Annotated in this window: 15 protein-coding genes; 12 read left to right on the plus strand and 3 right to left on the minus strand. The window is 73.4% G+C overall.

All coding sequences use genetic code 11. The features are described 5' to 3' along the window. Positions 1 to 55: 55 nt before the first annotated feature. From ACBJ32_RS50410 to ACBJ32_RS50420, 3 genes are all read right to left on the minus strand, one after another. Positions 56 to 3,352, minus strand: a complete 3,297-nt coding sequence (locus ACBJ32_RS50410) for a PQQ-dependent sugar dehydrogenase (protein WP_375132990.1) — start codon at positions 3,350 to 3,352, stop codon at positions 56 to 58. Between the two features lie 105 nt (positions 3,353 to 3,457). Beyond that, positions 3,458 to 4,609: a sugar phosphate isomerase/epimerase family protein gene (locus ACBJ32_RS50415; RefSeq protein WP_375132991.1), complete on the minus strand. Its 1,152-nt coding sequence runs from the start codon at positions 4,607 to 4,609 to the stop codon at positions 3,458 to 3,460. Positions 4,610 to 4,761: 152 nt separating this feature from the next. Further along, positions 4,762 to 5,934 carry an ROK family transcriptional regulator gene (locus ACBJ32_RS50420; protein ID WP_375132992.1) on the minus strand — a complete coding sequence of 391 codons (1,173 nt, stop codon included), beginning with the start codon at positions 5,932 to 5,934 and terminating at the stop codon, positions 4,762 to 4,764. A gap of 554 nt (positions 5,935 to 6,488) precedes the next feature. On the opposite strand from ACBJ32_RS50420, the gene ACBJ32_RS50425 reads away from it, so the two are divergent. The 12 genes from ACBJ32_RS50425 to ACBJ32_RS50480 all read left to right on the plus strand — a co-directional run bounded on the left by ACBJ32_RS50425 (position 6,489) and on the right by ACBJ32_RS50480 (position 19,534). After that, a complete protein-coding gene (locus tag ACBJ32_RS50425) occupies positions 6,489 to 8,255 on the plus strand; it encodes an aldehyde ferredoxin oxidoreductase C-terminal domain-containing protein (RefSeq protein WP_375132993.1) in 1,767 nt (588 codons plus the stop codon). A gap of 113 nt (positions 8,256 to 8,368) precedes the next feature. Continuing rightward, the gene (locus ACBJ32_RS50430; protein WP_375132994.1) at positions 8,369 to 9,127 is read left to right on the plus strand and encodes an SDR family NAD(P)-dependent oxidoreductase; all 759 of its coding nucleotides are present in this window, start codon (positions 8,369 to 8,371) and stop codon (positions 9,125 to 9,127) included. A gap of 2 nt (positions 9,128 to 9,129) precedes the next feature. Beyond that, entirely contained in the window at positions 9,130 to 10,491 is a 1,362-nt protein-coding gene (locus ACBJ32_RS50435) for a lyase family protein (protein ID WP_375132995.1), read from the plus strand. Next, positions 10,484 to 11,443, plus strand: a complete 960-nt coding sequence (locus tag ACBJ32_RS50440) for a thiamine pyrophosphate-dependent dehydrogenase E1 component subunit alpha (protein WP_375132996.1) — start codon at positions 10,484 to 10,486, stop codon at positions 11,441 to 11,443. Before ACBJ32_RS50435 ends, ACBJ32_RS50440 begins: the two co-directional genes overlap by 8 nt. Continuing rightward, positions 11,436 to 12,410 (plus strand): alpha-ketoacid dehydrogenase subunit beta, encoded by a 975-nt coding sequence (locus tag ACBJ32_RS50445; RefSeq protein ID WP_375132997.1) that lies wholly within the window; start codon positions 11,436 to 11,438, stop codon positions 12,408 to 12,410. The genes ACBJ32_RS50440 and ACBJ32_RS50445 overlap by 8 nt, the downstream gene beginning before the upstream one ends. Before the next feature lie 40 nt (positions 12,411 to 12,450). Beyond that, positions 12,451 to 13,422, plus strand: a complete 972-nt coding sequence (locus tag ACBJ32_RS50450; protein WP_375132998.1) for a sugar ABC transporter substrate-binding protein — start codon at positions 12,451 to 12,453, stop codon at positions 13,420 to 13,422. After that, the gene (locus tag ACBJ32_RS50455; RefSeq protein WP_375132999.1) at positions 13,404 to 14,930 is read left to right on the plus strand and encodes a sugar ABC transporter ATP-binding protein; all 1,527 of its coding nucleotides are present in this window, start codon (positions 13,404 to 13,406) and stop codon (positions 14,928 to 14,930) included. Before ACBJ32_RS50450 ends, ACBJ32_RS50455 begins: the two co-directional genes overlap by 19 nt. Continuing rightward, positions 14,920 to 16,110: an ABC transporter permease gene (locus ACBJ32_RS50460; protein ID WP_375133000.1), complete on the plus strand. Its 1,191-nt coding sequence runs from the start codon at positions 14,920 to 14,922 to the stop codon at positions 16,108 to 16,110. Before ACBJ32_RS50455 ends, ACBJ32_RS50460 begins: the two co-directional genes overlap by 11 nt. Further along, positions 16,107 to 16,583 (plus strand): VOC family protein, encoded by a 477-nt coding sequence (locus ACBJ32_RS50465; protein WP_375133001.1) that lies wholly within the window; start codon positions 16,107 to 16,109, stop codon positions 16,581 to 16,583. The genes ACBJ32_RS50460 and ACBJ32_RS50465 overlap by 4 nt, the downstream gene beginning before the upstream one ends. A gap of 19 nt (positions 16,584 to 16,602) precedes the next feature. Next, on the plus strand, positions 16,603 to 17,448 hold the full coding sequence (locus tag ACBJ32_RS50470; protein WP_375133002.1) for an amidohydrolase family protein: 846 nt from the start codon (positions 16,603 to 16,605) through the stop codon (positions 17,446 to 17,448). After that, positions 17,445 to 18,533: a Gfo/Idh/MocA family protein gene (locus ACBJ32_RS50475; protein ID WP_375133003.1), complete on the plus strand. Its 1,089-nt coding sequence runs from the start codon at positions 17,445 to 17,447 to the stop codon at positions 18,531 to 18,533. The genes ACBJ32_RS50470 and ACBJ32_RS50475 overlap by 4 nt, the downstream gene beginning before the upstream one ends. Beyond that, positions 18,530 to 19,534 (plus strand): LacI family DNA-binding transcriptional regulator, encoded by a 1,005-nt coding sequence (locus ACBJ32_RS50480; RefSeq protein WP_375133004.1) that lies wholly within the window; start codon positions 18,530 to 18,532, stop codon positions 19,532 to 19,534. Before ACBJ32_RS50475 ends, ACBJ32_RS50480 begins: the two co-directional genes overlap by 4 nt. Positions 19,535 to 19,556 lie beyond the last annotated feature (22 nt).

The following is a 19,556-nucleotide window of genomic DNA, read 5'->3' on the forward strand; positions in this document are numbered from 1 at the left end:
GGGCGGTGCCGTGACTGGCGGTCTCGCCGTCGGAGGTGAGACCGCCAGGACGGGGTCAGGCGGAGCGGAGCCGTTCGATCAGGGCCTTGGCGTCGCGGACCAGGGCCGATCCGGCCGCCGCGTCCCGCACGTTGCCGCGCTTCTCCGCGACCTTCACGAACCGTTCGAGCGCCGCGACGGCCAGCGCCCGCTTGCCCCTCTTCTCGTGCCGCTCCGCCTGCGCGAGCTGGTCCTGCAGGTCAGCGGCGGCCTTCCAGGTGATCGCCCCCGTCTGCCGGAAGCGCGAGACGAGCGCCCGCACGTCGGCGTACGAGGTGGTCGTCTCGAACGTCACGGAGGCCGTGGCGGTCCTGCCCGCCTGGTCCGTGACGGTGCCCGTGAGCCGGTGCTCGCCGAGCGGCAGCGCCCACAGCGCCACCGGCTTCCCGGACGCCACCGCCTCGCCGTCCAGCTCCGCCGTCACCCCGGCCACGCCGGACACCGCGTCGGCGCCGGTCAGGACGGGCGTGACGGTGGCCGAGTCGCCGTACGCCCCGGGCTCCACACCGGTGACCGTCAGCGTCGGGTCCGACTTGTCGATCTTCACGGTGAGGGTGCCGGCCGGGGAGACGTTGCCGCCGTTGTCGGTGGCCCGGTAGCGGACCTCCCTGGCGCCCTCGGCGCTGAGCGTGACGGGGTTGTTGGCGTTGGACCAGGTGGTGCCGTCCAGGGAGTACTGGCGCGAGGCGACGGTGCCGTTGTCGGTGGCGGTGACGGCGAGCGTGACGTTGCCGGTGTGCCAGCCGTTCGCGCCGTCCGGCTGGGCCGGGGTGAGCGTGGCGGTGACGGCCGGCGGGGTGGTGTCGGCCACGCCGCCGCCCTGGAAGGTGAACGCGTCCAGGTCCACGCCGCCGGAGGAGGTGACGTACAGCCGGCCGGTGCCCTCCGGCAGGTCGTCGAGCCGCGTGGTGACCGTCTGCCAGCCGTCGCCCTCGGGAACGGTCACGCCGGCGAACGGCTCGGCCGTCGGCGAGTTCCACCGCAGCGACAGCGTGCCCGCGCCCGACGCCCTGGTCTGGACGCCGGTGATGCCGGCGAAGTGCACCGGGTCGTAGGCGATCCAGTCGCCCGGGTCGAACGAGGTGACCTTGGCCTTGGCCGACGCCGTGTCGTCGGGGGTCTTGGTGACGCCGCTGCTCTCGTCGGCGTGCTCGGCCTGCGCCAGCTTGGGGTTGAGGGTGAGCGCGGCCTCGCCCAGCGCGCCGGGGATGGAGCCGGCGCCGTTGTCGCGGTAACTGACGACGACCACCCCGTAGATGTTCTCGGTCTCGCCGTGCTCGGGCGCGCTGGCCGGGGTGGGCCAGGCGCCGGCGCAACCCGTGCCGAGCGTCTCCGGGTGCGCGTGCGTGTCGTGCCCCAGGCCGAACGTCCACTGGACCCGCGAGCACACCGGGTTGTCGCCGTCCTCGGCGTCGGACACCCCGATCCGGTACGGCAGCGCGTTTCCCCAGTCGAAGAACCCGCCGTCCGGCGGCGTCTTGACGGTCACCACGGGCGCGGTGTTGCCCACGGTGACCTCGACGGAGGTGAGCCCGGACCGGCCGCCGGAGTCGGTGACGCGCAGCCGGGCCGCGTACTGGCCCAGCTCGGTGTAGGTGTGGGTGGCGGTGACGCCGGTGGCGTCGAAGTCGCCGTCGCCGTCGAAGTCCCATTCGTAGGTCAGCGTGCCCGGCTCGGTGTCGCTGGAGGCGGTGGCGTCGAAGGCGACGGTGAGCGGCGCGGCGCTGCTGGAGGTCCTGTCCGCGGCGATCCTGGCCTGCGGGGTCTTGTTCGCCGGGGTGTAGTCGATGCGGTAGAGGCCGGCGTCCGGGTTGGCGCGGAAGAAACCGTCGCCGTACTCCAGCACGTACAGGGAGCCGTCGGGGCCGAACTCGATGTCCATCGGGCTGTCGGTGATGGGCTGCGCGGCCGTGCGCAGCGCGCTGTTGGGCAGGAAGTGCTCGATCGCGGTGACCGGCCCGTCCGCGCCGGTGAAGGTGAAGGCCGCCAGGTAGTCCTGGGAGAACTCGGCGAAGAACGCCTTGCCGTCCCAGTGCTCGGGCAGCTTGCCCGACGCCGGGTTGCCGGGGTCGTAGTGGTAGATCGGGCCGCCCATCGGGCCCTGGCCGCCCTGCGGGTCGAAGTCGGTGAGCCCGGCCCACGCGGCCGGCTGGTGGGTGTTGTTGTCGCCGTAGTACAGGTCGGCGGGCACGGCGGGCGGGAGCTGGGCCAGGCCGGTGTTCCAGCGGGAGGTGTTGCGGGGGCCTGCCGCGCAGTCGAACCACGGGCCCGGCCGGGCGGTCCCGAAGTCCCAGTCGTTGTAGTTGAAGTTGTCGCCCGTGCAGTACGGCCAGCCGCTGTTCATCGGCTTGGTGAGCGGGGTGATGTTCCACTCGACGTACCCCATGGGCCCCCTGGCGGGATCGCCGGTGCCGGCGTCGGGGCCGTAGTCGGCCCAGGACAGGGTGCCGGTCTCGGCGTCCACGTCCATCCTGAACGGGTTGCGCACGCCGGTCACGAAGATCTCCGGCCTGGCGCCTTCCGTGCCGGGGGCGAACAGGTTGCCCTCGGGGATCGTGTACGTGCCGTCCGCGGCCACCCTGATCCGCAGGATCTTGCCGCGCAGGTCGTTGCTGTTGCCCGCGCCGCGCCGGGCGTCGAGGCCCGGGTTCATGCCGGGCGCGTCGTTGTTGGGCGCCATCCCGTTGGCGCCCGGCGTGCCGGCGGGGGTGTTGTCGCCGGTGGCGAGGTAGAGGTTGCCGTCGGCGTCCCAGTCGACGTCGCCGGCGACGTGGCAGCACTGGCCGCGCTGCGCCTCGACCTTGATGATGACCTGCTCGGTGGACAGGTCCAGCGCGCTGCCCGTCCACTTGAAGCGGGAGAGCTGGTTGTAGCCCTTCCACTGGTTCCAGTACGTCTCGTCGGCCCCGGCGGGCAGCGTGTTCGGCGCGGATCCGGCCGGGGTGCCCGGCGGGTAGGGCGCCGTCATCGTCTTCGGCGCGTAGTAGACGTAGACCCACTTGTTCTGGTCGAAGTCCGGGTCGAGGGCGATGGTCTGCAGCCCGTCCTCGGAGTTGGCGTAGACCGGGACGGTGTTGATGACCTTGGTGACGCCGGTGGCGGGGTCGGTCAGCCGGATGTCGCCGTTGCGGGCGGTGTGCAGCACCCGCCGGTCGGGCAGGACGGCCAGGTCGATCGGCTCGCCGACGTTCTTGGTCAGGGTGATCTTCTCGTAGCTGGACCACGTGGTGGCCGGGTCGTGTGCCCGGGCGGGTAAGGACAGGCAGGCGCCGGCCAGCACGAGGCCGCCGAGCACCGCGAGGGTACGCTGCATGGTGATGCTGCTCCTAGGACGAGGAGTGTCAGAGGCCGGGCCGCCACGTCTGCCGGGCCAACGGCAGGGTGCTTCGTGGCGGTCCGGTCCCGTTTCTGGTCCGCGTCAGCCGCGCAGGGCGGCCATGTTGCGGTAGCTGAGCTCGGCGAGCTGCAGGGACTGCGCTGGGTCGGCGCCGGGGGCGTTGTCCTGCTCGTACATCGGGTTGTGGAAGCCGTGGTTGCGCAGGCGGGAGAAGAAGCGGCGGTAGTCGATGTCGCCGGTGCCGAACGGCACCATGTCGTAACCGTTGGGGACGGCCGGGTTCGACGCGCCGTCCTTGGCGTGGAAGAGCGGGAAGCGCTTCTCCTGGGCCCTGACGGTGCGCAGCGGGTCGAAGACGTCCGTCTGCGTGGAGCCGTCGGGCGCGGTGTAGGTGCGGTGCTTGTACTGCGCGACGTGCGCCCAGTAGATGTCCATCTCGAAGTGCACGAGCCTGGGGTCGCTGATCCTGAAGAAGTACTCGAGCTTGCGGATGCCGGACGAGCGCGTCGGCCGGCCCTGCTCGTCGGGCGGGCCGCTGTCGAGCAGGAACGCGTAGGCCGCGTCGTGGTTGTGGGTGTACAGCTTGATCCCGGCGCTGCGGGCGATCGCGCCGAGCGCGTTCCACTTCTCCGCCGCCACGTCCCAGTCGGCCTTGTACGCGCTGCCGGTCGGGTCGGCGCCGGTGCCCATGTGCTCCAGGCCGAGGATGTTCGCGATCTCCAGTGCCTGCTTGAACCGGTCGAGGTCGGCGGTCGTCAGCGGCCAGGAGCCGGGGATGAACCCGTGGTTGCCCTGGGCGCGCAGCCCGTTGCCGTCCAGCCAGCCGCGCAGCAGCCGGGCGCCCTCGACGGTGTCCAGGCTCGCGCCGCCCTCGGCGTTCGCGTGCTGCCGGTAGCCGGCGAACTCGACCTGCCGGAACCCGATGGCCGACAGCGCCTCCAGGACGCGGCGGAAGCCCGACGGCGAGGTGGTGGAGGCCGGGTCGCGGGTGATCGCGTCGCGGACGGTGTAGAGGATGATGCCGCGCTTGCCCGGCGGGATGAGCACCCGGCGCGTGCCGGCCGCGGCGGGCTGGGCGAGGGGGATCGCGGCGGCGGCGGCCAGGCCGGTGGTGGCGGCGAAGAGCCGGCGGCGGCTCAGCCCCAGCCGGTGGCGGAGCGTCTCGGCGCGCTCCCGCTCCTCGTGCACGTGGTCGGGTAAGGCGTCGTCAGGCAGGGCATGTCGAGGGCTCACGCGAGGGTTCCCTTCCTTGAGGGACGCGTGCGCCGACCACGTCGCAGCGGATCCGTGCCCGGTCCCCGCGGCATGCCACCGCCCCGGTTCCTGGACGATCACCATTGTTACGCCGCCGTCGGGAAAGGGTCAATGGTGCTCGTATCCGGCGCTCAGCTTCCGGCGATCCGGTCGATGCTGTCGGGCGCGAGCACGTGCTCGACGACCATGACGGCGGCGCCGACGACCCCGGCCCGGTCGCCCAGCTCGCCCGCCTTGATGCCGAGGTGCTGGGTGGCCAGCGGCAACGACCGGCTGTAGATCGCCTCCCGCACGCCCGCCAGGACCTGTTCGCCGGCCGCGGCGACGTCGCCGCCGATCAGGATGACGGAGGGGTTGAAGAAGTTCACGATGGCGGCCATCACCGCGCCGACCTCGCGCCCTGCCTGCCTGACCAGGCGGGTGGCCCGCGGGTCGCCGGCGCGCATGAGCGCGACCACGTCCCTGCTGCCGCGCGCCTCGACCCCGGCGCCGCGCAGCGCGGCGGCCATCGAGGCGCCGCCCGCGATCGCCTCCAGGCAGCCGGTGTTGCCGCACCGGCACGGCGCGTCGGAGGCGGGCACCCGGATGTGGCCGACGTCCCCGGCGGCGCCCCGCGCGCCGCGGTGCAGCCTGCCGCCGGAGATGATGCCGCAGCCGATGCCGGTGCCGATCTTGATGTAGATCAGGTGGTCCACGGCGGGGCCGGCGGCCCAGTGCTCACCGAGCGCCATGACGTTGACGTCGTTGTCGACCAGGACGGGCGCTCCCAGCCGCTCCCCGAGCCACTCGGGCACCGCGAACCCGTCCCAGCCCGGCATGATCGGCGGGTTCACCGGCCGTCCCGTGCGGTGCTCGACCGGGCCCGGCAGCCCCAGCCCGACGCCGCACACCTGCTCCGGGCCGCGCCCGGCCGCGGCCAGCAGCTCGCAGAACGCGTCGGCCACCCCGCCGAGCACCGCCTCGGGGCCGAGCTCGACGGGTAATCCGGCGACCCGCTCGGCCAGCACGTTCAGGCCGAGGTCGAGGACGGCCAGGCGGGCCCGGGTGGCGCCCACGTCGGCGGCGAGCACGACCCGCGCGCCGCCGTTGAAGGCGAACACCGCCGCCGGCCGGCCTCCGGAGGAGATCGAGCCCTCGCCCTCGACGACCCAGCGGGAGCCGATCAGCCCGTCCAGCCGCTGCGAGACGGTGGATCTGGACAGGCCGGTGAGCCGGGCCAGCTCGCCTCTCGTCCTGGCCCGCCCGTCCCGGAGGATCGCCAACAGTGCCCCCGCCCCCGCCGCGTGCTGGCCGTAGGTTGGCATGAACTCACCTTACTTCGAAAATCGGCTGACTTATGTTGACAAGAATTAAAAGTCGGATCTATCGTCCGGAAATATCACGGACATATGCGACGCTCGGACGAAATTTCCGAGAATGTCCGGCGTTTTACGAGCTCCTCGCGCTGCGAGGATCCGGCCCGGTCCACACCCGCCGTCGCGCCGAGACGCGCGGGCCCAGGGAATGCCACCCGGGCCGGATTCGTCATGCGGGGTTCACGCCAGAGGCAGCCGGTTGAGAAACTACCGGCCACGTTCACCTCGCTCGGCGAGTGCCGATGCGCGCCGGTGCCGGTGCAGCGCGTCAGGCCGGGGGCCGGCGGCCGGGTGATGACGAAGTCGCACAGTTCCAGCGCGCCGCCCAGGTCACAGCACGAGGCTCCGCGGCTCGACGTCGCGGCGCACGGCCGGGCCGCCTCCTGGTGCACGCGGCGGGTTCGGCGCTGCCCGGCGCGGGAAGCCGGGAGGGTTGCATGCCATGGGTGATGTGTGATGTGGTGCCGCTCCTGGTTCCCTGTCCGGCTCTAGGAGGCTCTTTCATGCCGTTCATTGTGGATCTGACCAGCGGGAACGTGGAGAAGGAGTATCGGTCTTCGGAGAAGGGGCACTACGGCGGGTCCATCCTGGGGCTGCGGTTGATGCGGGAGCGGACGGCGGCGGGGCTGGATCCGTACGATCCTGGTGCGCTGCTGTACGTGGCGGCCGGGATGCTGGGCGGGACGGCGGCTCCCGGGCTGGCCAAGGCGGTGTTCCTGGCCAAGTCGCCGCTGACGGGGGTGGCCGGGGAGGCGCACGCGCTGGGACCGTTCGCGGCGGGGATGCGGGGGGCGGGGGCCAGGGCGCTGGCCGTGGCGGGGCGGGCGCCGCGGCTGTCGTACCTGCTGGTGGCGGGCGGGGAGGTGAGCCTGCACGACGCCGGCGACCTGCGCGGGCTCGGCACCGCCGCCACGACCGACGCGCTGCGCGCCCGGCACGGGGCGGGGGCCCACGTCGCGGCGATCGGGCCCGCCGGGGAGAACCTGGTGCGGTACGCGAGCGTGGTGACCGACCACGCCTTCCCCGCCGGCCGGTACGGGCTCGGCGCGGTCTTCGGCGCCAAGAACCTCAAGGCCGTCGTCTGCGCGGGAGACGCGCCCGCCGAGGTCGCCGATCCGGAGGCGATCGCCGCCCTGACCGCCTACTACCGCGAGTCCCTGGCCACGAACCCGCTGGCCGCGCTCCAGGCGGGCCTGCCGGGCTTCGCGGGCTGGGCCGGCGACCCGCTCGACCCGGGTTACGCCTCGGTCCGCAACTTCTCCGTCCCGGGGCCGCCCGGCCTGCGGGTGCCCTCGGCGCGCGACTACGACGGCCGCGCGGTCTCGACCGCGGGCTCCTGCCCCGGCTGCCCGAACGACTGCCTCAAGGTGTACGGGGAGCGGTCCGGGGGGCTCGGGCAGGAGGCGTTCCTGTCGCTCGGGTGGAATCTCGGCATCGACGACCTCGGCACGATCCTGGCCGCCAACGCCCGCTGCAACGACCTCGGCCTCGACGTGGTCTCGCTGGGCGGCACGATCGCGTTCGCGATGGAGTGCGCCGAGCGCGGCCTGCTCCCCGGCGGGCCGGCGTTCGGCGACGCGGCGGCGCTGCCGGGCCTGATCGAAGACGTGGCCGCCCGGTCGGGCGCGCTCGGCGACCTGCTGGCCGAGGGCTCGGCCAGGGCGGCGCGGCACGTGGGGCGGGGCGCGCAGGCGTACGCGATGACGGTGAAGGGCGCGGAGCTGCCCTGCTTCGACCCGCGCCCGCAGCCCGGCATCGGCCTCGGCTACGCGCTGGCCCCAGGCGGCCCGCGTTACGACGCCCTGGAGCACGACCTCGACTTCGACCCGGTCGCCGGGCTGGCCTACAGCTTCCCGGAGGCCGCCCGCGTCGGCGCGCTCCCCGCTCCCGCGCACGAGCTGGACGAGGAGCGGGGCCGGCGCAGCGCGCGGCTGCTGCGGCTGTGGAGCGGCCTGGACGCGCTGAACCTGTGCGTCTTCGCCTCCACCCCGACCCGCCCGCTGACCGTCGACCACCTGACCGCCCTGGTCACGGCCGTCCTGGGCGCGGAGTTCACCCTGGAGGACCTGCTGGCGGCCGGGCAGGCGCGCCTGGACGAGCTGCGTGCCTACGCGGTGCGCGAGAGCGGCGGGCGGCTCGACGAGGCGCTGCCCGCGCGCCTGCACGACGAGCCGATCGCCGAGGGCCCGCACAGGGGCGCCGTCCTCGGCCGGGCGGCGTTCGAGCGGGCCCGTGCGGCCTTCTACGCGGAGCTGGGCTGGACCCCGTGAGGAGTGGGGAAATTTCCGAATAAAAACGATTGACCTCCCTCTTGTTCGGTTTGTGAGCCGCTTGCTATCGTCAGGTCAATCGTTTGACCAACGCATGAGGGAGGCCATCGAGGATGGCGGTCACGATCGACCTGACGGGCCGCACCGCGCTCGTCACGGGCGGTGCGGGAGGTCTTGGTCTCGCCTGCGCCCGCGCGCTGGCCGGCGCCGGAGCGGATGTCGTGCTCTCCGACCTGGAGGGGCCGCGGCTCGACGAGGCGGCGGCCGGGCTGGGCGTGGCGAAGCGGGGAGCCGACCTCACCGACCCGGCCCAGGCCAGGGCCCTGGTGGACGGGCTGGACCGGATCGACGTGCTGGTGAACTGCGCCGGGATCATGCGCACCACTCCCCTGCTCGACATCGAGCCCGAGGAGTGGCTGCGGATCGTGGACGTCAACCTCAACGCCGCGTTCTGGCTCACCCAGGCCGTCGGGCGGCGCATGGTCGAGCAGGGCGGGGGCTCGATCGTGACGCTGGCCTCGGTGGCCGCCCGCTCGGGCCGGCCCAACGCCGCCCACTACTCGGCCACCAAGACGGCGCTGCTGTCGCTGACGAAGTCGGCGGCCGAGGCGCTGGCGCCCGTGCGGGTGAACGCGGTCTGCCCCGGCGTCTTCCTCACCGCCATGTGGGACGACATCATCAGCGACCGCGACCGCCGCTTCGGCCCCGACGCGGGCGCGGGCTACCTCAAGGAGGTCAGCGAGCGCTCGCCGCTCAAGCGTCCCGGGCGGCCCGAGGAGGTCGCCTCGGCGGTGTTGTTCCTGGCCAGCGACCTGGCGTCGTTCGTGACGGGCCAGGCGCTGAACGTCGACGGCGGACTGGAGATGAACTGACCTTGACCAGGCAGACGTTCAAGCTGCTGCCCGAGCTGTTCGGCGACGCCGTGATGGCCGAGATCTTCTCCGCCGAGCGCACGGTGCTGGCGTGGCTGCGTACCGAGGAGGCGCTGGCCAGGGCGCAGGCGGAGGCGGGCGTGATCGAGCCCGGCGACGCCGCGGCCATCGCCGCGGCGTGCGTGCCCGCCAACATCGACCTGCCGCGCCTGTGGTCGGAGGCGGTGAACGTGGGCTACCCGATCCTCCCCCTGGTGCGGATGATCTCGGCGGCCCTGCCCGAGGGCCCGAACGGCCGGGTGCACTACGGCGCGACCACGCAGGACATCATGGACACCGGCCTGGCCCTGCAGCTCGGCGAGGCGCTCGACCGGCTGGCCGAGCTGCTCGGCGCGTTCGGCGACGCGGTGGCCGGGCTGGTGGCCGAGCACGCGGGCACGGTCATCGCCGCCCGTACGCACGCGCAGCAGGCGGTGCCGACGACGTTCGGGGCGAAGATGGCGGTGCTGCTGGCGGAGGTGACGCGGCAGCGCGAGCGGGTGAGCGCCACCGCGCGGCAGGTGCGGGTGGTGTCGCTGTTCGGCGCGGGCGGCACCTCGGCCGCCATGGGCGAGCGCTCCTCGGCCGTACGGGCGGCGCTGGCGCGGGCGCTGGGCCTGCGCACCACCGAGGTCCCGTGGCACGTGGCCAGGGACGGCGTGGCGGAGTTCGGCGTGACGTGCGCGTCGCTGGCGGCGACCGCGGCCCGCTTCGCCCGCGAGGTCGTGGACCTGTCCAGGACCGAGGTGGGCGAGGTGCGCGAGGCGGGCGGCCACCACCGCGGCGCCTCCTCGACGATGCCGCAGAAGGCCAACCCGATCGGCTGCGAGGCCGTGATCGGCATGTCCGGCACGGCGGGCGCGCTCAGCTCGGGCCTGTTCCGCGCGATGGAGGCCGGGCACGAGCGGGCGGCCGGCGAGTGGCAGGTGGAGTGGTACGTCGTGCCGCTGCTGGCCGAGCTGGCCGCGGGCGCGCTGGCCACGGCCGCCGATGTCGCGGCCGGCCTGCGGGTCTACCCGGAGGCCATGCGCGCCAACCTGGACGCGGAGGGCGGCCTGATCATGGCGGAGGCGTACATGATGCGGCTGGCCCCGGCGCTGGGGCGGGAGCGGGCGCACGACCTGGTCTACAAGGCGGCGCACGAGGCGCGCGAGCGCGGGCGGGCGCTGGCCGACGCGCTGCTGGAGGTGGCGGGGGCCGGCGAGCTGGAGAGCCTGGGCCCGCTGCCCATCGCGCCCGAGTCCTACGTCGGCGACGCCGGGGCCGTCTGCGCCGCGGCGCTCGACGCGTGGAGAGACGAGCAGGCAAGGAGTGGGCATGAGTGAGAGACGGCTGGCGGACCTGCTGGCCATGTGGCGGATCCGCGCGTTCGAGGAGAAGGTGCGTGACCTGCGGACAGGCGATCCGGCCGGGGGGCCGATCGTCGGCTCGGTGCACCTGTGCGTCGGGCAGGAGGCGATCCCGGTCGGGGCGTGCGACGTGCTGGAGCCGGAGGACGCGCTGTTCGCTACCTACCGGGGCCACGGGTGGGCGCTGGCCAGGGGCGTTCCGGCGGAGCCCCTGTTCGCCGAGCTGATGGGCCGGGCGAGCGGGGTCAACGGCGGGCGCGGCGGGTCGGCGTACTTCACCGCCGCCGAGTACGGCTTCCACGGCGAGAACTCGATCGTCGGCGCGGGCGCGCCCATCGCGTGCGGCGCGGCGCTGGCGGGCCGGCACGACGGCTCGAACCGGGTCGCGGTGAGCGTGTTCGGCGACGGCGCGATGAACCAGGGCGCGGTGCACGAGGCGATGAACTTCGCCGCCGCGTTCAGCCTGCCGGTCGTGTTCGTGTGCGAGAACAACCGGTACTCCGAGCTGACGCCGATCGCCGGCATGGTACGCAGCCCGCGCCTGGCCGATCGCGCCGCCGCGTACGGCATGCCGGGGCACCGGATCGACGGCAACGACGCCGAGGCGGTGCGTTTCCACGTGCGCGACGCGCTGGAGGTGGCCCGCGAGGGCGGCGGCCCGACGCTGCTGGAGTGCATGACCGAGCGGCTGGTCGGCCACTACATCGGCGACGCCGAGACCTACCGGCAGCCCGGCGAGCTGGAGCGGATCAGGCGCAGGGAGCCGATCGCCCGGCTGCGCGCGGGCCTGCTGGCCGACGGCGTGCCGGAGCGGGAGATCGACGCGGTGGAGCGCCGGGCGCGCACCGAGATGGACGCCGCCGCCGAGGCCGCGCGGCAGGCGCCCCCGGCCGACCCCGCCACAGCGATGGAGCACCTGTATGCCTGAGATGACCTACGGCGAGGCCGTGAACGCCGCCCTGCACCGCCTGATGGAGGAACTGCCGGAGACCCTGGTCTACGGCGAGGACGTGGGCGTGCCCGGCGGCGTGTTCGGGGTGACGCGGGGGCTGCGCAAGCAGTACGGCGAGCGCGCCTTCGACACCCCGATCAGCGAGTCCGCCATCCTGGGCAGCGCGGTGGGCGCGGCGATGTTCGGCCGCCGCCCGATCGTGGAGATCATGTGGGCCGACTTCTCGCTGGTCGCGCTGGACCAGATCGTCAACCAGGCGGCCAACGTGCGCTACGTCTCGGGCGGCCGGTTGACGGCGCCGCTGACGATCCGCACCCAGCAGGGCAACGCGCCGGGCGCGTGCGCGCAGCACTCGCAGTGCCTGGAGGCGCTGTTCCTGCACGTCCCCGGCTTGCGGGTGTGCATGCCGAGCACGCCGCAGGACGCCTACGACCTGCTGGTGACGGCCGTGCACTGCGACGACCCGGTGCTGGTGATCGAGAACCGCACCCTCTACTTCGGCCGGAAGGAGCCGGTCGAGACGGGCGGCCCGGTGCGGCCGATGGGCGGGGCGCGGACCCGCCGCGAGGGCTCCGACGTCACGATCGTCACCTGGGGCGCGATGACGCAGCGCGTGCTGGACGCGGCGGGGGCGCTGGCCGGCGACGGGATCGAGGCCGAGGTGCTGGAGACGCCGTGGCTCAACCCGTTCGACACCGGCGCGGTGGTCGCGAGCGTGGCGAGGACGGGCAGGCTGGCGGTCGTCCACGAGGCGAACGTCACGGGGGGCTTCGGCGCGGAGGTCGTCGCCCGCGTCGCGGGGGCGGGGGTGCCCCTGCTCGCGCCGCCGATCCGGATCGGCACGCCGGACGTGCGGATGCCGGCCGCGCCGGTGCTGGCCCAGTCCCTGGTGCCGGACGCCGCACGCATCACGGGGGATGTACGGGGACTGGTCAAGGGCTGACAGGCCCGCTAGTCAAACGATTGACTCCATCAGGAGAACCATGAAGAAGGCATTCCTCGCCGCCACCGCGCTCGTGCTGGGCGCGACGGCCTGCGGCGGATCCACCAGCGCGTCCGGCGACGGCAAGAAGGAGTACACCATCGGTGTCTCCAACCTGGGCCTGAGCTTCCCCTTCCCCGCCGCCATCGGCAAGGGCATCAAGGAGGAGGCGGCCAGGCTCGGCGTCAGGATCGTCGAGCTGGACGCCCAGGGCAAGGCCGACAAGCAGAGCAACGACATCCAGGACCTCATCGCCCAGCAGCCCGACGGCGTGCTCATCCTGCCCGTCGACTCGGGCGTTGCCCAGGGCCTGGCCGACCGGCTCAAGGCCGCGAACATCCCCACCGTGGCCGTCGCCTCGCAGGTCGGCGACCCGAAACAGCGGCAGCTCAAGGACGTCTACCCGGGCCTGGTCGCCCTGGTCACCCAGGACGAGTACGCCGCCGGCGGCAAGGCCGGCGAGATCGCCGCGAGCGTCGTCCCCGGCGGCGGCAAGATGGCGATCGTCGAGGGTCAGGCCGGCTTCGCCGAGGTGGTCCAGCGCTACCAGGAGTTCCCCGGGTCGGCGGCGGCCAAGGGCGCCACGTACCAGGTCGTGGCCCGCCAGCCCGGCGACTGGGTGCAGGACAAGGCCCAGTCGGCCTGCCAGAACATGCTCTCGTCCAACCCCGACACCCAGCTCTTCTACGCCCAGTCCGACGACATGGCGGCGGGCTGCGCCAAGGCGGTCGCCGCGGCCGGCTCCAAGGCGAAGATCGTCGGCATCGGCGGCAGCAAGCTCGGCATCGACGCCGTCAAGTCGGGCGCGATCGCCGGCACCGTCTGCTACAAGCCCGAGGACCTCGGCAGGCTCGCCCTCACCACCCTCCACCAGCACCTGACCGGGCAGAAGAAGCAGGACGCGGCGTTCGTCACGTACGACACCCCGGCCATCACCAAGGACAACCTCGCCGATTGCACGCCGCAATGGTGACGCCACTGCTGTCCCTGACGGGCATCGGCAAGGAGTTCCCCAACGGCACCGTCGCGCTCAGGGACGCCCGCCTGACCGTGGACGCGGGCAGCGTGCACGGCCTGGTCGGCGCGAACGGCGCGGGCAAGTCCACGATGATCAAGGTGATCGCGGGCGCGCACGCGCCGACCTCGGGCGCCGTCCGGTGGAAGGGCGAGCAGGTCGTCTGGCGCACCCCGGGCGCCGCCAGGAAGGCGGGCGTGGCCACGATCATGCAGCACGTGCCGCTCGCGCCCACGCTCACCGTGCTGGAGAACGTCTTCCTCGGCGCCCCCGGCCCCTGGCGGCTGCCACGGGCCCGCCGCGCCGAGTTCGCCCGGCTGCTGGAGCGGGTCGGCTACGCCATCGACCCCGACGCCGAGGTGGCCGGCCTGGCCATCGGCGAGCGGCAGATGGTCGCGATCCTGCAGGCCCTGGCCACCGGCGCGGAGCTGGTCGTGATGGACGAGCCGACCGCCTCGCTCGCCGAGGGCGAGCGGCAGGTGGTCTTCGACGTCGTGCGCAGGCTCTCCGCCCAGGGCACGGCCTTCCTGTACGTCTCGCACTTCCTGGACGAGGTGCTCTCCCTGACCGACCGGGTCACCGTGCTGCGGGACGGCACGGTCGTGGCGGAGGGCGCCACCGGCGGCTACGACGAGGACCGCCTCGTCCAGGCCATCGTGGGCCGCGAACTGCTGGAGGCCGGGCGGCGCGGCGCCGAGCCGGTCCCCGAGGACGCCCCGGTGCTGCTGTCGGTGCGCGGGCTCGGCTCGCCGTCCGGCGTGCGGGAGGTGTCGTTCGAGGCCAGGGCGGGCGAGGTGATCGGGCTGGCCGGGCTGCTCGGCTCCGGCCGCTCCGAGATCCTGCACGCCGTCTACGGCGCCGACCCGCGCGCCACCGGCCAGGTGCTGGTCGAGGGCCGCCCGGTCCGCCGCACCCCGCGCGCCGCCGTGGCCGCGGGCATGGCGCTCGTGCCCGAGGACCGCGGCGCGCAGGGCCTGGTGGGCACGTTCCCGATCTGGAAGAACATCTCGCTGCCCGACCTGCCGTCCCTGTCGTCGGGCCGGTCGCTGCCGCGCGAGCCCGCCGAGCACGAGCGCGCCGAACGGGCCATCGCCGACCTCGGCATCGTCTGCTCCGGCCCCGGCGCGCTGCCGGCCGAGCTGTCCGGCGGGAACGCGCAGAAGGTGGTGTTCGGCAAGTGGCTGTACGGCGGCGCCCGCGTGTTCATGCTCGACGAGCCCACCGCCGGGGTGGACGTCGGCGCCAAGGCCGACATCCTCGAACTCGTCCGCCGCTTCGCCGCGGACGGGGGCGCGGTGCTCGTGGTGAGCAGCGAGTTCGAGGAGATCCTCGCGGTGGCGACCCGGGTGCTGGTCGTGCGCGAGGGCCGCGTCGTCGCCGAACGGGCGGCACACGAGACATCGGAGGAGGAGTTGCTGATGCTGGCGAACGGCTTCGGCGAGGCAGGTGCGAACCATGCCGCATGACAGGCGCTCACGGCCGGCCGCGGCGCTGCGGCCGGGCAACGCGGGCGTGGTCTACGCCCTCCTGCTGATCGTCGCCGTGCTGACGCTGCTGACGGCCCAGCTCGGCCGCCCGCCGTACCTGTCGGCGACGAACGTCATCAACATCCTCGACCAGTCGTCGCTGATCGCCATCCTCGCCGTGTTCACCACGGTCGTGCTGATCAGCGGGAACTTCGACCTGTCCGTGGCGTCGGTGGCGGCCTTCTCGGCGGCCACCGTGCTCAGCCTGGTCGCGCCGCTCGGCCTGCCGCTCGCGATGGCGATCGCGCTGGGCGCGGGGCTGGTGTGCGGGGCGGTGAACGGGCTGATCGTGCAGCTCGTCGGGATCAACGCGTTCATCGTCACGCTGGGCACCATGACGGCCGTGCGCGGGCTGGTGCTCATCCTCACCGACGGCCGCACGATCACCGCCTCGGACCCGGACGCGCAGAGCTCGCTGATCGCCCTCCAGGCCGGCTACTGGACGATCCCCCACATCCTGGCCGTCCTGGGCGCGGCGGCCGTCGCGGCAGGCGTGTTCGTGCTGCTGCGCCGCTCCCGCGCCGCGGGGATCGCGATCGTCGCCGCGGGCGTGGTGGCGATCGTGCTCAGCCCGGTGCTCGGGTTCGAGCTGCGGCTGAGCAAGCCCACCTACTACCTGATCGTGATCGCCGGGATCACCTGGGCGGTGCTGCGGTACACGGTGATCGGCCGCCGCCTGTACGCGGTGGGCGCGAACGCCGAGGCGGCCCGCCTGTCCGGCATCAACGTCAACCGCTACAGGATCGGCGCGTTCGTGCTGAACGGGCTCGGCTCCGGCTTCGTCGGCATCCTGTTCGCCGCCAAGCTCCTGGCGATCAACCCGACGGGCCTGCAGGGCACCGAGCTGACCGTGCTGGCCGCGGCCATCCTCGGCGGCACCTCGCTCTTCGGCGGCCTGGGCAGCGTGCTGAAGTCGGTGGTGGGGGCGCTCATCCTGTTCACCCTGGACAACGGCTTCAACGTGCTCAACCTCGGCGCCAACTACCAGGGCGTCATCGTCGGCACGGTCGTCGTCGTGGCCGCCGCCATCTACACCGTCGCCGGCCGCCAGCGGCAGGTCAAACGGGTGAGGCAATCGTCGGAACCGCAGGTCCAGGTCAGGCAGGAGGCGCTGCGATGAGGGGCGTCTGGCACTTCTCGTTCACGGTCGCCGACCTCGACAGGTCCGTGGCGTTCTACCGCGACCTGCTCGGCTTCACGCTGGTGCACCGGCAGGAGCAGGACAACGACTACACCCGCAGGCTCGTCGGCTACCCCGACGCGGTGCTGCGCGTGGCCCAGCTCGCCGTGCCCGGCCAGCCGCGCGGCCTGTCCACCCACGACCTGGAGCTGGTCGAGTACGTCCAGCCGCGGGGCGAGGCCCGCGACCCCGCCCGCCACCTGCCGGGCGCCGCGCACCTGGCCCTCACGGTCGAGGACGCCCGCGCCGAGCACACCCGGCTGGCGGCGGCCGGGGTGCGGTTCGTCAACCCGCCGGAGGAGATCACGGCCGGGGTGAACAAGGGCGGTTACGCCTGCTACTTCCTCGACCCGGACGAGATCACGCTGGAACTCGTCCAGCCTCCTGCTATTTTGTTGCGCTCAAACGATTGATCATGGGAGGAGGGGCCGAATGCCCGTCGTCGACGCCCACCAGCACTTCTGGAACCTGGAGACGGGTTCGTACCCCTGGCTGACGCCCGGGTCCGGGCCGATCTTCCGCACGTTCGAGCCGGAGGAGCTCATCCCCCAGCTCGCCGCGGCGGGCGTGGACCGCACCGTCCTGGTGCAGTCGATGGACTCCTACGCCGACACCGACGCCATGCTGGCGCAGGCCGACGCGTACGACTTCGTCGGCGCGGTGGTGGGCTGGGTGCCGCTGCTCCGGCCCGAGGAGGCGGCGCGGGCGCTGGAGCGCTACCGGCGGCATCCCAGGTTCGCCGGGATCAGGCATCTCATCCACGACGAGCCCGACCCCGACTGGCTGCTCCAGGAGCCCGTCGTCGAGGGGCTGAAGCTGCTGGCCGCCGCCGGGGTGCCGTTCGACGTGGTGGCGGTGCTGCCGCGGCACCTGGAGCACGTGCCGGTGCTGGCCGAGCGGGTGCCGGGGCTGCGGATGGTGATCGACCACCTGGCCAAGCCGCCGATCAAGGACAGGGGCTGGGAGCCGTGGGCGTCGCTGCTGGCCCGCGCGGCCGAGTGCCCCGGCGTGTACGCCAAGGTGTCCGGGCTGAACACCGCCGCCGACGCCGCGACCTGGACCGGCGAGGACCTGCGGCCGTACGTCGAGCACGCGCTGGAGCTGTTCGGGCCCGGGCGGCTGATGTTCGGCAGCGACTGGCCGGTGGCCACGCTGGCCGGCGACTACGCCACGGTGTGGCGGGAGACGCAGGTGGCGCTGTCGGGGCTGGACGACGCCGAGCGCGCGATGGTGCTCGGCGGCACCGCCGCCCACTTCTACCGGATGGAGGAGCGTTGATCGACCTGTTCGCGCCCATCGCGGCCGCCGCCGACCTGTCGATCCCGGCGGAGCACCGCCGGCCGGTCGCGATCGTCGGCGCCGGGGCCATCGTGGACGTGGCCCACCTGCCCGCCTACCGGCAGGCCGGGCTGGAGGTGACCGGGCTGTTCGACCTCGACGCGGGGCGCGCCGCCGAGGTGGCCGCCCGTCACGGGGTGCCCAGGACGTACGCCTCGCTGGAGGAGCTGCTGGCCGACGAACGGGTCGCGGTCGTGGACATCGCGGTCGCGCCGCAGGCGCAGCCCGCCGTCGCGCGGCAGGCGCTGGCGGCGGGCAAGCACCTGCTGTGCCAGAAGCCGTTCGCGCCGGACGTGGCCACCGGCCAGGGGATCGTGGACGTGGCGGCGGCCACGGGCCTGAAGGTCGCGGTCAACCAGCAGCTCCGCTTCGACGAGGGCATCGCCGCCGCCCGCGCCATGGTGCGCGCCGGGTGGATCGGGCAGCCGACGGCGATGACGTTCACCGTGAACATCCTCACCGACTGGAGCGCGTGGGACTGGCTGGTCACCACCGACCGGCTGGAGATCGTCTACCACTCCATCCACTACCTGGACGCGATCCGCTCGGTCCTCGGCGACCCGGAGCTGGTCTTCTGCACCGGCAGCCGCACGCCAGGCCAGCTCGCCAAGGGCGAGACGCGCACGATGAGCACGCTGGTCTACCCGGGCGAGGTGCGGGCGCTGGTGCACGCCACGCACGAGAACCGCACCGGCGACGGGGAGGCGTCCTTCCGCATCGACGGCACCGAAGGCGCGATCAGGGGCACGCTCGGCCTGCTGTACGACTACCCGCACGGCCGCCCCGACACCCTGGAGGTCAGCAGCCGGGCGGTGCCGACGGACGGCTGGCTGCCGTACCCGGTGACGCGGCGCTGGCTGCCCGACGCGGTGGCAGGGCCGATGGGGTCGCTGCTCAAGGCGATCGCCGAGGGCGGCGAGCCGGAGACGTCGGGCCGCGACAACCTCGGCACGCTGCGGCTGCTCGACGCGCTCTACCGGTCGATGGACAGCGGGCAGAGCGTGCGTCCAGGATCGAGCGCATGAAGCGCTCCCGCGTGACGCTCGCCGACGTCGCCGCGATGGCCCGGGTGGACCGGGCCGTCGTCTCGCGCGTGGTCAACAAGGACCCGACGCTCAACATCCGCCAGGAGACGCGCGAGCGGGTGCTGGCGGCCATCGACGAGCTGGGCTACCGGCCGAACGTGGCCGCGCGCAGCCTGCGGACGTCGCGGGCGCACATGTTCGGGCTGTTCATCCCCGACTTCGCCAACCCCGTCTACGCCGAGATCATCAAGGGCGCGGAGGCGGAGGCTGCGGCGCAGGGGTACGTGCTGGTCACCGGCAGCGCGACGGGGGCGGGGCTCGGCGAGTACATGGACCGCATCGGGCAGGGCCGCATCGACGGGCTGCTGCTGGCCGGCACCGGCGACGACACCACGCTCACCCACCAGCTCGACCAGGCCGCCATCCCCTGGCTGATGCTGAACAACCGCAGCAGGGGCGTCAAGCGCTACGTCATCCTCGACGACCAGCGGGCCGCCGCCCTGGCCGTGGAGCACCTGGTGCGCCTCGGCCACCGCCGCATCGCCCACCTCGCGGGCCCGTCGCGGGCCGACACCGCCGCGCGCCGGTCGGCCGGCTACTCGGCGGCGATGCGCGAGGCGGGCCTGCCGGAGGGCCCGATCGTGGCGGCCGACTACACGCCGGCGGGCGGGGCGGCGGCCATGGCGCGGCTGCTGGCCGGGGCCGAGCCGCCGACCGCGGTGTTCGTGGCGAACGTGGCCTCGGCCATCGGGGCGATGGAGGGGGTGCGGGCGGCCGGGCTGGAGATCCCGCGGGACGTGTCGATCGTGGCCGTGCACGACCTCGACCTGGCCAGTTACCTCCACCCGGCGCTGACCACGGTGCGGATGCCGCTGGCGGAGCTGGGCAGGCGCGGCGTGACGCTGCTGGGCAGCCTGAAGCCGGACGACACGGTGGCCGAGGTGCTGGCGGGCCCGATCGAGCTGATCCAGCGCCGCTCCACCGCTCCCCCTGGACGATGAGTTCCGCCGGGCGCGATCGTCT

The sequence above is a fragment of the Nonomuraea sp. GTA35 genome (genome assembly GCF_041950525.1).
In the GTDB taxonomy this organism is placed as follows: Bacteria; Actinomycetota; Actinomycetes; order Streptosporangiales; family Streptosporangiaceae; genus Nonomuraea.

What these genes read in the sequence shown, in the direction of transcription:
- ACBJ32_RS50410 (WP_375132990.1), bottom strand. Translation starts at nt 3,352, where the DNA reads ATGCAGCGTACCCTCGCGGTGCTCGGCGGCCTCGTGCTGGCCGGCGCC.
- ACBJ32_RS50420 (WP_375132992.1), bottom strand. Translation starts at nt 5,934, where the DNA reads ATGCCAACCTACGGCCAGCACGCGGCGGGGGCGGGGGCACTGTTGGCG.
- ACBJ32_RS50425 (WP_375132993.1), top strand. Translation starts at nt 6,489, where the DNA reads ATGCCGTTCATTGTGGATCTGACCAGCGGGAACGTGGAGAAGGAGTAT.
- ACBJ32_RS50430 (WP_375132994.1), top strand. Translation starts at nt 8,369, where the DNA reads ATGGCGGTCACGATCGACCTGACGGGCCGCACCGCGCTCGTCACGGGC.
- ACBJ32_RS50440 (WP_375132996.1), top strand. Translation starts at nt 10,484, where the DNA reads ATGAGTGAGAGACGGCTGGCGGACCTGCTGGCCATGTGGCGGATCCGC.
- ACBJ32_RS50445 (WP_375132997.1), top strand. Translation starts at nt 11,436, where the DNA reads ATGCCTGAGATGACCTACGGCGAGGCCGTGAACGCCGCCCTGCACCGC.
- ACBJ32_RS50450 (WP_375132998.1), top strand. Translation starts at nt 12,451, where the DNA reads ATGAAGAAGGCATTCCTCGCCGCCACCGCGCTCGTGCTGGGCGCGACG.
- ACBJ32_RS50460 (WP_375133000.1), top strand. Translation starts at nt 14,920, where the DNA reads ATGCCGCATGACAGGCGCTCACGGCCGGCCGCGGCGCTGCGGCCGGGC.
- ACBJ32_RS50465 (WP_375133001.1), top strand. Translation starts at nt 16,107, where the DNA reads ATGAGGGGCGTCTGGCACTTCTCGTTCACGGTCGCCGACCTCGACAGG.
- ACBJ32_RS50470 (WP_375133002.1), top strand. Translation starts at nt 16,603, where the DNA reads ATGCCCGTCGTCGACGCCCACCAGCACTTCTGGAACCTGGAGACGGGT.
- ACBJ32_RS50480 (WP_375133004.1), top strand. Translation starts at nt 18,530, where the DNA reads ATGAAGCGCTCCCGCGTGACGCTCGCCGACGTCGCCGCGATGGCCCGG.